The sequence below is a fragment of the Massilia glaciei genome (assembly GCF_003011895.2).
Lineage (GTDB): Bacteria > Pseudomonadota > Gammaproteobacteria > Burkholderiales > Burkholderiaceae_D > Telluria_A > Telluria_A glaciei.
The window spans coordinates 31,744-45,450 of the sequence record NZ_PXWF02000245.1 but is presented as its reverse complement, the minus strand read 5'-3'; the positions used below and the strand labels follow the sequence as shown (position 1 = coordinate 45,450).

Here is a 13,707-nt window from a genome sequence, read left to right as displayed (position 1 = left end):
GCTCATTTGCGCGCGCGCGCCTTGCCCTCCGCCGCCTTGTCCTTGCCCTCAGGCTTGCCCTCCGCCCTGCCCTCCGCCCTGCTCTTCGCCTTGCCCTTGTAAAACGCCTCAAGCTCGCGCTTGACCAGGTCCTGTCCGTTCTCGATCACAAAATCCTGGAATGCCGCCGCCACCTTGGCAATCGGGTGGTCGGCCAGATGCATCACATGCCAGTCCGCCTCGACCGGATTGCCGGCCATCGGCAAGACCTCGAGCAGCGCCGCCTCGAATTCGAGCGCGCACGCGTGCACCGATAAAAAGCCGACCCCGAGTCCGGCCGACACCATGCTCTTGATGGCCTCGTTGCTCGAGACCTCGGAGCCAAAATCGAAGGCGTGGCCGCCCTCCTTGAGCAGCCGTTCGACCGCCGTGCGCGTGCCCGAGCCGCGCTCGCGCACCAACAGGTTGGCGTCCATCACATCGGCCAGCGTCACCTTTTTCTTTTTCATCAGCGGATGCTCGGGATTGGCCACGAAGGCCATCGGATGGCGCGCGAAGCGGGCCGCGTTGGTGCGCAATTCGCGCGGCGGCGTGCCCATGATCGCCACGTCGATCTCGTGGCGCGCCAGCAGGTTGACGATCTCGACGCGGTTGCCCACCTGCAGTTTCAGGCGCACGTCGGGCCGCTCGAGCGTGAACGGCACCAGCAGCGGCGGCAGCAGGTGCTCGGCCGTGGTGACCGCGCCGATGCGCAGCGTGCCGCTCGTGACGCCGTGCAGCGCGGCCAGTTCGTCGCCGGCCTGCTCCCAAAGGCGCAATATGCGCTCCGAAAACTGCGCCATGACCTCGCCGGCCGCCGTCAGTTGGATGTTGCGCCCCACCTTGCGCGTGAGCGCCATGCCGGTGATCTGTTCGAGCGTGCGCAACTGCAGCGACACCGCCGGCTGGGTCAGGTGCATCGCGTCGGCCGCGCGTGAAACGCTCTCGTGCCGGGCCACCAGGGTGAGCGCCTGCAGTTGCCTGAAACTCGCGTGATACATAAGTATCCCTTATCGATTATCGAAAATCTTTAATTTTTCTTTTGCTTGGTGCGGGCATATATTAGCAGTCATTCAAGGCCAATCCGGGCCGGCGGATATTTTCTGGGAGGTATTACTCATGCATATCGAAGCGATCTTTCTTGGACTCGACGTCCTGCTCGACACCGAAGCGCAGCAACTCGCCGCCACCAACGCCGCCTTTGAACAAACCGGCCTCTCGCTGCGCTGGAGCCTGGCGACGCTGCGCAAGCACGCCCGCACCCATGGCGGCGCGCTGGCGATCACCGCGGCGCTGCCGCTGGCGGCCGGCGGCATCGACCGCGCCCGCGTCGACGCACTGGTCGCGGCCAGGGACGCCCTGCTGCGCGCCGCCGTCGCGGCGCGCCCGCCGCGCGTCGAACCGGCCTGCCGCGCGCTGGTCGACGAGGCGATCGAAGCCGGCTGCAAGGTCTCGATCCTGACCGACATGCCGGCCGCGCTGACCGCGCTGCTGCTCGAACAATGCTTCGGCCACGAGGCCAGCAGCAAGCTGGCGGTGGTCGCCGGCGGCCAGCACTTCGGCGCCGCCGCGGGCGCCACCGGCCCCTACCCGCGCGCGCTGCAGGCGCTCGGGGTCGAAGCGCAGTGCGCGATCCTGATCGACACGGCCGCGCCAAGCATGGACGCGGCCAGCGCGGCGGGCATGTGGGTGCGCTCGCTGGCGCCGCACGATGCCGCCGAAGCCCCGCTGGCCTGCCCGCAACTGCACGACATGCCCACGCGCGCGCCCGAAGCGCGCGGCGCGGCGCGCCACCTGCGACTGGCACACGGATGGGCGCCCACGCGCGCCCCGGCGCCAGCCACCCTCGCCGCCTGAAGCGCGTCCACCGCAGCACCCTCGAAAGGATTGCCATGATGCGAACCATCGTCATCGTCGGCGGCGGCGCCGGCGGCCTGGAGCTGGCCACGCGGCTCGGCGACAGCGCCGGCAAGGCCGGACACGCGCGCGTTATTTTGGTGGACCGCTGGCCCGCCCATTTCTGGAAGCCTCTGCTGCACACCGTCGCCTCGGGCGCGCGCGATCCGCAGCACTGCGAGATCGAGTATTCGGCGCAGGCGGCCGGCCACGGGTTTGAATTTTCGCAAGGCGAGGTGCGCGCCATCGACCGCGGCAATCGCACCATCGAGCTCGCGCCGTGGATCGGCGACGACGGACGCGAGGTGCTGCCGGCGCGCCGGATCGGCTACGACAAGCTGGTGCTGGCGCTCGGATCGGTGACCAATTTCTTCGACGTGCCCGGCGCGGCCGAAAACGTGCTCACGCTCGACAGCGTGGCCGAGGCCGAAGTGTTCCGCAAGCGCTTCGTCGGCGCCTGCATCCAGGCCAGCGCGCGCAAGGCGCAGGGCGAACCCGATGGCGCGGCGGTCAACATCATCATCGTCGGCGGCGGCGCCACCGGGGTCGAGCTGGCGGCGGAGCTGAGCCACACCGCGCGCACGCTGGCCAAGTACCATGTGCACGCGCTCGACCCGGTGCGCGACGTGCGCATCCGCCTGCTCGAACGCGGCGAATACCTGCTGCCGCACCTGCACCGGCGCCTGTCGCGCCGCGCCGCGCGCCATCTGCGCTCGCTCGGCATCGAGGTGCGCACCAACACGGCGGTGGCCAGCGTCGGTCCCGACGGCATGCTCGACAGCGCCGGGACGCGGCACGACGCGACCATCACGCTGTGGGCCGCCGGGGTCGAGGCGCCGGCGCTGTGCGCCACGCTCGGTCTGTCGGTCAACCGGCTGCGCCAGATCGTGGTGGGGCCGACGCTGCAATCGGTCAGCGACCCCGATATTTTCGCCATCGGCGACTGCGCCAACTTCGTCTGCCCGGTGCAGGGCGTGGTGCCGCCGCGGGCGCAGGCGGCGCACCAGCAGGCGCTGTTCCTGGCGCACGCGCTGGCGCAGCGCGCCGGCGCGCCGCCGCCCTCGTTCAAGTACCACGACTATGGCTCGTTCGTCTCACTCGGGCCGCTCGCCGCGGTCGGGGTGCTGGCCGGGACCGTCAAGGGCCGCAAATACCAGGTCGGCGGCGCCGCGGCGCGCCTGATCTACAGGCTGATGTACCGCAAGCACCTGCTGGCCCTGCACGGCTTCGCGCGCATGGCCGCGCACACGGTCGCGGACTGGATCCGCGCCCGTCTGGCGCCCTCGGTCAAGCTGTACTGAACCTAGGAGGCTGTCGGACTTAGGATCGTCGGCTGCAAAAAGTGTCGGGCGGTCCATATTTCGCCGCTTTCTCGGCCAATAGCTCGCTATTGGCACTGCGAAATCGTCAAAATCTGTCCTCACCCGGCACTTTTTTCGCTTCGACTCCCCTAGCGGCGCAACAGCGACCACTGCTGGTTGCTGCCGTTGGTGGGGTTCCATTGGATGATCTGCGCGTTTTCGGCCGTGCTCTTGGCGGCCACGTCGAGCACCATGTTGCTCAGCAAATTGTTGACCGCCACGAAGCCCGGCGCCGGACTCGACATGCTCCACTTCTGGCCGTTGCCACCCCAATAGGACCACTGCGCGATATTGGTTCCGGCCGTGGTCGAGTTGCCGTAATTGTCGAGGCCGAGCAGGCTGTTGGCGTTTATCAGGCTGTATTTGTTGTCGCCATGGCCGACCACATACCACTGTTGCTGCCTGGCGCCGGTGTAGGTCTGCTGTTGCACCAGCGCGCCGTTGGCCTTCGAGGCGCCCTGCACCGCGAGGACCTTGCCGCTCATGCGCGACTGCAATGAATACAGGCCGTCGCTGATGCCGCCGCAGCTGCCGATGCTGAAATCGCGGGTCAGCGAAGGCCAACCCGCGCTATAGCGCATCCGCAGGATATCGAGTTTGGCGTTGCCGTTGTCGCTCAGGTCGTAGTAGTGGGTCGAGACGTAGTTGCAGCCGTCCTGCTTGAGCACGCCCACATGGCCCGGCCCCTTGTACTTGCCGTCGACATTGGGAAGGATCGTATGGGTGCCCGAGTAGGGCCCCTTGACGTTGGTGGCGCGCTGCACTTCGACATAATAGGTACTGGCGGCGCCCTGGCAGCAGCGTCCTCGGTTGACGAACAGGTAGTAGTAGTCGCCGTCGCGCGTGATGGCCGGCGCTTCGATGTCCCTGCCGCCGCCGGCGATCGTCGTCACGCTGCCGGCCAGCTTGCCCGTGCCCTGGTTGATTTCGGCCGCACCGATGCCGCCGAAAAACGAGCCGTACGACAGGTACACCTTGCCGTCATGGTCGCGGAACAGGGCCGGATCGATCGCGTTGATCTCGCTCGCCCCCCCGTATGACTGGACCACGATGCCCAGGTCGGTCCAGTTCGGCGACTTGAGCGACGCCGAGCGCGCCACCCCGATCGCCGACGACGAGGTGCCAAAGGTCGAGACCGAATAATAGAGGTAGTAATTGCCGTTCATGTGGATCAAGTCGGGGGCCCAGAACTCGCCGTTGAAGTTGGGGATCTTGCTGCCGACCCAGGCCGGCGCGGTGGCGAACACGGGGCGCGGGCCGCCGGTCCAGGTGATCAGGTCCTTGGATGTCGAATACCAGATGCCCTTGCCGGTTGTAAAGTTGAAGAAGGTGTCGCCGTCCTTGGTGATGGTGCCGGGATCGTGCGCGTTCTGCAGCCCCGCCAGCGGCAGCGCATGGCAGGCGAATGAACACAGCACCAGGGATAGCGATGCGAGGGCATCGCGCCCAAAAGATTTCAATAGCGTTTTCAAGCTTGTCTCCTTCGCGCGCATTTATGGGTGTTGAGCAAAGTTCTGGCCGCGTTCAGTAAGCATTTGCACAACCCCACCTTAGCCCGCTTCGCGAAGGGCCACCAATCATATGTTTTGCGCCTCCGATACCGGTTCCGGGATCGGAGGCGCGCGGCCCGGACCGGGAGCCTTCGATCCCGCCGCCCGCGAGCAGGACCGGCCCCGCATGAAACCGCTTTAGTTTTCTGGCGGTATCCCGGCCTTTCCTTTGTCGCCGGACTTTGCCGCCTTCGGCACGGCAGTGTCCGACGGCAGCACGATGCGCGCGAGCCGCCGCTCAATCTCCTTGATGTCCTCCGCGGTGCCGCGCACGCTGTCCCAGATGCTGTGGTCGAGCCGCATCTTGTGGTTCATCGCGCTGATCAATGGCAGCAAGGTATCCTCATAACTCTTGGCCAGGCTCGTCACCGCGCCTTGCAGGAGCGCCTGTTCCGGCATGTTGATCTGCACGGCAGGCGCCAGGCGCGCGCCGAGGCTGGCGATCTGCAGGCCTATCTCGGAGAGCAGGTTGGCGACCTTGGTCGCGCCGTCGGCGTCGGCCCCGCCCTGCTTGCGCAGCCGCACGAAGTCGAGCACGAGCGCCTCCCAGCGCGCCTGTTCGGCCGCGTCCGGCTGCCCCAGCAAATGGGCCAGCTTGAGCAGGTTTTCCTCCGCGCCCGTGGTCAGGGTTTGCGCCTCGCCGCGGTAGTGGTCGCGCAGCAGCTCGTCGAGCTCGCCGTCCTGCATCAGCGCCGACACCTTCGGCGTCAGTTTGCTCATGTTGCGGTAACTGCCCTGCAGCTTGAACGGCGGCTCCATGCGGTAGGCGTCGTCCTGCGCGGCCGAGGAGATGTAGGTCTGGTTGACCGCGAGCAGCGCGTCGCGCACCTTGAACAGGCGCTGCAGCACTGCGCAGATCTCGCCCAGCTCCTGCGTGTTGTAGCTGTGTTTGAGCTCGCTCGGCGCGACCGGCGCGCCCTCGGCCATGCGGATCAGGCGGTACACGTCCTGCGGATCGCGCGAGGCGAGTGGCTGCAATTGCGGGTGCGACACCAGCGCGTTTTCGATATACGACATCGCGAACACGTCCTCGCGCCCGCTGAGCACGTCGCCGAGGTTGTAGATGTCGGCGCGGTTGGCGAGCATGTCGGGAATCTTGAACACATCGCCCGACTCCGTGTACGGATTGCCCGCCATGACGATCGCGAAACGCTTGCCGCGCAGGTCGTAGCTGCGGCTCTCGCCGCGCCAGACACCCTCGACGCGGCGGGTGCCGTCGGCCAGCGCGATGAATTTCTGCAAAAACTCGGGATGCGTGTGCTGGATGTCGTCCAGATACAGCATCACGTTGTTGCCCATGGCCAGGCCAAGGTTGAGCTTTTCGAGCTCCATGCGCGCCGCGCCGTTGCCGGCCCCGGCCGGGTCGAGCGAGGTCACTGCGTGCCCCAGCACCGGGCAGTTGATGCGCACGAAGATCATGCCCAGCCGGTCGGCCAGGTATTCCATCAGCGTCGTCTTGCCGTAGCCCGGCGGCGAGATCAGCAGCAGCATGCCCATCGAATCGGTGCGCCGCTGCTCGCCGGCAGCCCCGATCTGCTTGGCGAGGTTGTCGCCGATCAGGGGCAGGTAGACTTCGTCGACGAGCCGGTTGCGCACGAAACTCGACAGCGGCTTGGCCTGGAACTGCTCGAGGCGCAGGCGCGCCTTTTCCTCCTGCACCAGGGTGGTGCGCAACTGCTGCAGTTGCTGGCAGGCGGGCACGATCACGCGCGCATGGTGCTGCAGGCGCCGCATGAAGTCGTTGAGCTGCAGCGCGAGCACCCGCTGCCCGAGGCGCGGATGCTCGCCCAACAATCCGCCGACGCTGCACTTGAGCTCGGCCGCCTGTATCCGGCGCGGCAGGCCCGAGAGCAGGCTCGCGGCCGCCTCCGGCAGCAAGTCCAGGTCGAGATTCTGGTGCGTTATGAAGCCGTGCAGCCATTCGGTGGCCAGTTGCCAGCGCTCGCGCCAGCTCAGCGTTTCGTCCAGCCAGGGCAGCGCCGCGACATGCCGCCCGAGGTGCTGCTGCAGGCCCTGCGCGAGGTCGGCGCCGGCGCGGCTGAGCACCCACTCGTGGGTCTGGGCGCGCGCCGCGGCGCCGGCCTGCGCGCCGAGTTCGGCCAGCAGGTAGGCGGCGCATTCGTCGAGCAGCATGGCGGGCGTCTCGGTCGCGCCGTCCTGCCACTGGGCGGTGTCGATTTGCTGCTGGGTCAGAAATTTTTGCACCGAGGCCTTGAGCTGTTCGGCCACCTGCCGCCACAGCCGTTCGCTGCCGAACTGGCGCCGCATGAGCTCGGCCTGCTCGGCCTGGTGCTTGAGCGTTTGCGCGCCCACCTGCAGGCTCGGGGTCGCGCTCAGGTGCTGCCAGTAGAGCACGGCGGCGGCGCGCGCCAGCGGGCTGAAACGCAGCAGGCCGGCGTTCTCGAGCATCGGCACCAGTTGGCGCAGGATGGCGGCCGCGTCGTGGTCGTGCAGGCCCTTCTGGTAGCCCTCCTCGTAGCGCGGCGCGGCGAAGCGGCGCACGCTGTCGTCGAACGCGGCCGTCTCGGGGTCGCGCACGGCCGCGAGCAGGCCGTCCCAGCTCCAGCCGTCGCTGCCGGCCTGGGCCGCGAGCACGATCTGGTGGGCCAAGTATTCGGCGCGGTAGACCCGCGCGCTCTCGGCCAGGTTTTCCATGCCCCAGTAAGGGCGCAATTGATCGAGCCTGGCGTCGGCCAGCGGCATGTAATAATCGGTGCCGGTCAGGTGGTAGGTCTGCACGCCGTGGTGGGCGACCAGCGTCAGGTCGAGCGCCTGGCGGTTGACCGTGAAGCCGTGCTTGCCCAGGCGGATGGTGTTGCCCGTGACCAGTTCGTTGCGGTCGCGCAGCGAACGCTGGCCCTGCTCGCGCAGGTTCTTGAACTGGCCGGCGAGGTCGTCGGCGCCGACCGCGTTGCCCAGATCGCGCAGCTCGCCGATGTTGGCCTTGAGTTTGTTCAGCAGCGCGTCGGAGGCGAAGTAGGCCTCCATTTGCGCCGGATCGCTCAGCTGCGCGAGCCGCTTGGGCACGCCGGCCAGGATGCGGCGCGCCGCCTCCAGAATCGCCTGCACCCGGCGCGCGCGGGCGTCGAGCAAGCCCTGCTTGCGCCCTTCGAGCGCCTCGTAGACCGATTCGCGCTTGTGCGCGATCTGGGCCAGGTAGTCCTCCTGCTCGGCGAAGCGGCCCTCCAGGTCCTCGAGCTGGGTCAGCAGGCGCGTGAGCAGCTCGTCGCAGCGCTCGGGCGACTCGGCCTGCTCGAGCGCGCTCTCGACCGATTGTCCGAACAGCTGGAACTGGGCCGCGAATTCTGCCGCCGACTCGCCCTGCGAGAGTTGCTTGCGGCGCTGGCGGGCTTCGGCGCGCAGCTTGTTCACATCGGCGTAGATGCCGGAGATGGTGTTGAGGATGCGGGTGCGCAAGGTGGCGTCGCCGACGGCGAGGGTGCCGAGCAACTCGCTCAGTCCGTCGAGGTTCTTGGCGCCGCGGTCGAGCGCCTCGTGCAGCGGCGCCAGCTCGGCCGTCGTGTGCAGGTTGGGCAACTGGGCGCGCTTCTTGGCGAGCTCCTCGTTGACCTTGGCGAAGGCCTTGTCCTGCGACAGAAACTGCACCGTGCGGCCGGCGACCCGGCCCTCCTCCTCGGCCAGCGCGTTATCAAACAGCGCCAGCCGCGCCACGTCCATGTAGCGTTGCTCCCTGAGGCCGGCCAGGCGCCCGCGCGCCAGGCGGAGCTGGTCGAGCGATTCGACGAATTCGGTCGGCGACAGCCACAGGCGGCTCGCCGTCTCGGTCAGCAACTGGCGGTTATCGAGCCCGGCCTGCTCGAGCGTCTGGGCCGCGCCGTGGCGCGCGGCGGCGACCTTGTCGAACTCGTCGAGCGTGGCGGCGGCCACCTCGATCATCGCGCGCACCTGGGCGCCGGCGGCGTGCGCCTCCCGCGCGCCGAGCCAGTCGAAGGCGTCGAGCGCGCGCCGCGATTGGCGCACCAGCGTTTCGAACACGAAGCGGGTCGGCAACTGGTCGCGCGGGGCCTCGGCATGCTCGCGCACGAGCTTGGCGATCGAATACAGTTCGGACAGGCCGCGCACCAGCTCGCGGTTGCCGATCTTGCCGAAGAAGCTCACGCGCGGCGCCTGCTGCGCCGCGTGGCCGTCGCTGGCGAAGGCGGTGCGCCACAACTGCATCGAGTGGTGGCGCGTGGGCTCCTCGCTCTCGCTGGCGAACAGCAGCATGTCGCCGTCGGCGAAGCGCGCGTAGCCGTGCGAGATGAGCGGCTTGGCCAGCGTCTTGTTGATCATGTTGTAGGTCAGCAGCGCGTACAGGCCGTGCTCGCGCTCGTAGAACACGTACAGCACGTCCTCGCCGTTGGGCGCGAGCACGCGCCGCTTGAACACCAGCCCCTTGGGGATGTCGTCGAAGACCTTGTACTCGCCGCTTTGCAGGATGTAACCGTCGGGGAACACGATGCCGTGGTCCTCGGGCAATTGCACGCAGGACGCGCCGATGCCGTCGACCCGCGTCACGCGCGCCGTGCGGCGGCTGTAGACGAGGTAGCGGTAATCGGCCTCGCGGTAGGGCTTCATGCGCAGCAGGATCAGCTCGCCGACGGCGGCGTAGGCGATGTCGCCGTCGTTGAGCGACTGGTTGTGGTCGTCGACGGGCTCGCTGTAGATGCCCAGCCCGCTCTCGGTGTTGTTCTCGATCTTGACGGTCAGGTCGCCGCCGACGGTCTCGACGAACAGCGTGTCGAGCACGTTGATGTGCGGATGCTTGCCCAGCACGTGCTGCTCGCGCGTGGTCTGGATCCATTCGAAGTCGTGGGTCGGCGGCAGCGCCAGGTCGCGCTCGCCGCGGTTGTCGATGTAGCCCGCCTCGCCGCTCTCGCTGAGGTTCCAGCGGAACACGCGCACGTCGGAGACGCGCTCGCCGATCTTGAAGGCGGCCAGCAGCTTGCCCTGGTTGATGCGCAGCTGCACCAGCTGGGCGTTCTTGTAATACGCGTACAGCTCCTTGAACTCCGACACGAAGCGCGCTTCGTGCAGGAAGGTGTTGGCCAGCGGCACGCTTTCGAGGTCGAACTGCTCGCCGTCCTGGCGCAGGCGGTACAGGCCGAACACGTCGGCGACCTTGGTCTCCTGGCGCAGGCCGATGAACACGTTGTAACCGAACAGCAGCAAGTCGCCCAACTGCACCATGTCGCGCGCGACGCAGTTGTTCTCGGTGCGGGCGCGCGCGCGTCCGCGCAGGACCATCTCCTGGCGCCCGAATTCGGACAGGCGCGCCGTGTTGAGCAAACCGGCCTTGTCGAACAGCGCGTTGCCGTGCTCGCCAAGGCGCTTGCGCAGCAGGTCGAAACTGCTCGATTGGGCCACCGCCTGCGCCACTTGCCGGTCGGCCAGGTCGGTCTCCGGTGCTGCTGTTGCCGGTGCTGCTGCGCTCATCGATGGGCTTTCCGCGTAGTGAAGGGCGAGGTGGGTGGCCGTGGCTTAGTCGGCCTTGGCGTTGAGGAAGGCGACCATGTCGGCGCGGTTCGGCTGGCCGTGCAGCCAGGCGCGGATGCGCAGCAGTTCCTCGTAGTCGGCGTCGCCGAAGCGCGCGCGCAGGTTGGCCTCCATGCGCCCGCGCGAGGCGGCCTCCTTGAGCTCGCGCTGCCAGCGCTCCGACACGATCGCGTCGAGCTGGTCGTGCAGGCCGAGCGCGACCAGCGCCTCCCACTCGCCGCGGTCGAGCCAGACGGCGTCGGCCATCGGGCTGAAGTCGAGCCGCAGCACCGGGTCGCGGCTGACGTTGATGCGCGCCATGAGGCGCCCCGTGGTCGCGCACAGGCGCACCGCGCCGTCCGAGGCGCCGATGTCGCCGGGGAACTCGAGCGCGGCGACGGCCGGCATCATGCTGCGCCACGCGCGGTAGCGTTCAAGCGCGACCCACACCCCGCCGCAGTCCTTGCAGCGTTCGCTGGGGAGGCCGCCTTCGAGTTGCACCGGGGAGAAATGCTTGTTGCCACATGCTGGACAGAGCATCATTGGATTGCCTCCTTTAAAGTGGGTGGGCGCTTACGACGGCTTGTTGCCGCCAAGCGCGGGCGCGAAGGTCGCCAGCAGGCTTTGCAGCGCCTGCTGCTGCGGGCCGGTGCCGTCGCGCGTGATCTTGGCCATCATGGCCGCCACCGTCAGGTTCTGCAATTCGCCGGCCGAGCTGCCCAGCGCGCCGATCAGGCCGCCCAGGTCGCCCACCATGTCGCGCTCGCCGCTGAGGTGGTCCTTGAGGCCGATCTGCAGCGTGCGGCTCTTCTCGACGGTCGCGTCGATGCCCTTGCCGATCGACAGCGCGTTGACGAACTTCTCGAAGTAGTCGCCCTCGCCGCCGACGATGTCGATCTTGGCGTTCTGCAGCGCCTTGCCCAGCACCTCGGCCTGGTCCTTGGCGATGTGGGTCTGCGCCTCGATGCCCTTGATGATCTGCTGGTTGGCGATCTCGAGCTGCATGCGGAACTCCTCGTGCGCGCGGGTCTCCTCGCTCATGGCCGACATGGCCTCGAACTTGAGCGCCAAGCCCTTCGACTCGGCCTCGAAACGCGCCTGGATCACCTTGGCCGAGGCGTCGCCGTGGATCGCCGTGGCGGCCGCGTCGGCGGTCTTGACTGCGGCCGCGGCCAGGCCGATCTGCTCGTTGCCCTGGGCCTCGGCCTGCATCTTGAGGCGGGTCGCCTCGGCCTGCGCCGCGCCCTGCTTGAGGACCGCCTCGGCCGAGGCGATCATGACCTTGGCCGAGGCCAGGCCCGACGCCGCCAGTTGCGCCTCGGTGCCCTCGGCTTCGCGCTTCATGCCTTCGGCCACGCGCTCGGCGACCCTGAGGGAAGCGTCGGCCAGCGTCAGCTCCTGCGCCGCCTTGTGCTTGGACGAGCGCTCCTCGCCCTCGGCCGCCTTGACGGCGGTGAGCATTTTTTCTTCGGCGCGCGCCTCGGCGGCGACGACCACGACGCGCTTCTGGCGGTCGGACTCGGCCGCCACGCGCACATCCTTGATCGCCTCCTCCTGCTCGGCCACGGTGCGCTCGACGACGATGCGCTCGCGGATGACGTCGGCGATGGCCTTCTTTTGCACCTCGATCGCCCTTTCCTTGTCGATGGTCTGGAGCGCGACCTCCTTCTCGCGGTCGACGATTTCTAGCTGGCGCGCGCGCGTCACGCGCTCCTCCTCGATGGCGACGGCGCGCTTGCGATTGTTCTCGGCCACCTCCTTCTCGCGCGTGGTGTTTTCTTGCTGGACCAGCACCAGTTGCTCGGACTGGAGGCGGGCCAGCTCCGACTTGGCGTGCTCCTCGGCCTGCACCTTGAGCGTTTCGGCATGCTCGCGCGCGCGCACCGAACCGACCTCGCGGCCCTGGCGCGACTCGGCGTCGCACTGCTGGCGCTCGAGTTCGAGGATCGCCTCGCGCGTCTCGACGTTTTTCTTCTTGATGCGCATCTCCTCATCGCGCTTGAGTTCGTTGGTGCGAATGTTCTCGATCACGGTCAGCTCGGTGATCTTCTTGATGCCCTGGGCGTCGAGGATGTTGTGGCCGTCGAGCTGGTCGAGCGAGGTCTGCTCGAGGTAGTCGATGGCCGCGTCCTCGAGCACGTAGCCCGACAGGTCGTCGCCGATCTGGCGGATGATGTTGTCGCGGAAATGGTCGCGTTCCTGGTACAGGGCGACGAAGTCCATCGACTTGCCGACCGTCTTGAGCGCCTCGGCGAACTTGGCCGAGAACAGGCTCTCGAGCGTGTCCTGGTGCGAGGCGCGCGCGCAGCCGACCGCCTGCGCCACCTTGAGCACGTCCTCGGTGGTCTTGTTCACGTGCAGGAAGAAGGTCACTTCGATGTCGGCGCGGATGTTGTCGGCGCAAATCAAGCCGTCCTTGCCGCTGCGCGCGATCTTGATCGTCTTGAGCGAGATTTCCATGATCTCGCGCTTGTGAATGATCGGGTAGACCATGCCGCCCGTGAACGTCACCTCGGGCACGGCGCGCAGGGTGTTGATGATCATGACGTGGCCTTGCTCGACCTTGTGGTAGAACTTGGCGAACATGGCCAGTGCGCCAAAGAGCACGATTGCGATGATGCCGGTTACCAGCAACCAAAACGTAAGGTCCATGAAATTCCTTCTCTCTTTAAGCGTTGTGAATGCGGGGGTGTCTCAGATGCCAGCCGGTGTTGCCTGTACTTCGTATTGGTGTGTCGCTTCGTCGTAGTCGAGGATGATCGCGGGCGAATTCCTGGTCAGGTCGTTGGGTGAACGGGCCCACACCTTGATGTTGAAACTGGCGCCGTGGTCCTTGACCTCGGCGCGGCCGAAGCCCTGGTCGACGCTCTTGGTCAGGATCTTGCATTCCATGCCGACCAAACTGGCGTTGCTGCGCGCGCTGTGCTTGACGAACAGGCCGCGCAGCGGCTTGATCACGCGCGCCGAGAGCGGGATCGACAGCGCCATGCCGAACAAAAGCGTGGCGGTACCGGCCACCAGCCGCACCGGTTCGGTGGGCAGATGGACGATCACGTACTGGTGCACCAGGGCGGTGGCCAGCCAGGTGAAGAACACCAGCACCGTGGCCGCGATCGACAGCGGCACACCGCCCAGGCCGAGCGCGACCATGTAGCCGGCCAGCGAGTGCAGTTCGCCATCGTGCGGGTGGCCGTCGACATGGGCGACGTCGCCCACATCGCTGTGGAGGCCCTCCCCGTGGAGCGCGTCGCCGTGCATGGCCTCGCCAAGGTCGACCAGGCCGATGATCGACAACAGCCAGTAGATCAGCAGCACGGCGAGCAGCACGCTCGGGATGACGGACGGGAAGCTGCCCAGGATTTGCCAGATGGTCATTGCGCGCTTTCCTTGTGGTTATTTTTTTCGGA

At 67.3% G+C, this 13,707-nt stretch carries 8 protein-coding genes; 2 read left to right on the top strand and 6 right to left on the bottom strand.

Annotated features, from left to right (window positions below; genetic code table 11):
- Nucleotides 1-2: 2 nt before the first annotated feature.
- Nucleotides 3-1,019, bottom strand: coding sequence for a LysR family transcriptional regulator (locus C7C56_RS16375; protein ID WP_106758442.1), 1,017 nt, complete (start codon nt 1,017-1,019; stop codon nt 3-5).
- 118 nt (nt 1,020-1,137) lie between these two features.
- On the opposite strand from C7C56_RS16375, the gene C7C56_RS16370 reads away from it, so the two are divergent.
- Together C7C56_RS16370 and C7C56_RS16365 are read left to right on the top strand one after the other, a co-directional pair.
- Entirely contained in the window at nt 1,138-1,875 is a 738-nt protein-coding gene (locus C7C56_RS16370) for an HAD family hydrolase (protein ID WP_106758441.1), read from the top strand.
- 38 nt (nt 1,876-1,913) lie between these two features.
- Nucleotides 1,914-3,215 carry an NAD(P)/FAD-dependent oxidoreductase gene (locus C7C56_RS16365; protein WP_106758501.1) on the top strand — a complete coding sequence of 434 codons (1,302 nt, stop codon included), beginning with the start codon at nt 1,914-1,916 and terminating at the stop codon, nt 3,213-3,215.
- A gap of 149 nt (nt 3,216-3,364) precedes the next feature.
- Here the strand turns inward: C7C56_RS16365 and C7C56_RS16360 are convergent, their stop codons facing one another.
- From C7C56_RS16360 to C7C56_RS16340, 5 genes are all read right to left on the bottom strand, one after another.
- Nucleotides 3,365-4,693 carry a family 43 glycosylhydrolase gene (locus tag C7C56_RS16360; RefSeq protein ID WP_229458819.1) on the bottom strand — a complete coding sequence of 443 codons (1,329 nt, stop codon included), beginning with the start codon at nt 4,691-4,693 and terminating at the stop codon, nt 3,365-3,367.
- A gap of 270 nt (nt 4,694-4,963) precedes the next feature.
- Entirely contained in the window at nt 4,964-10,261 is a 5,298-nt protein-coding gene (locus C7C56_RS16355) for a DNA repair ATPase (protein WP_106758439.1), read from the bottom strand.
- Between the two features lie 45 nt (nt 10,262-10,306).
- Nucleotides 10,307-10,843: a TFIIB-type zinc ribbon-containing protein gene (locus tag C7C56_RS16350; RefSeq protein ID WP_106758438.1), complete on the bottom strand. Its 537-nt coding sequence runs from the start codon at nt 10,841-10,843 to the stop codon at nt 10,307-10,309.
- Between the two features lie 30 nt (nt 10,844-10,873).
- The gene (locus tag C7C56_RS16345; RefSeq protein ID WP_106758437.1) at nt 10,874-12,952 is read right to left on the bottom strand and encodes a flotillin family protein; all 2,079 of its coding nucleotides are present in this window, start codon (nt 12,950-12,952) and stop codon (nt 10,874-10,876) included.
- A gap of 42 nt (nt 12,953-12,994) precedes the next feature.
- Nucleotides 12,995-13,675, bottom strand: a complete 681-nt coding sequence (locus tag C7C56_RS16340; protein ID WP_106758436.1) for a ubiquinone biosynthesis protein — start codon at nt 13,673-13,675, stop codon at nt 12,995-12,997.
- Nucleotides 13,676-13,707 lie beyond the last annotated feature (32 nt).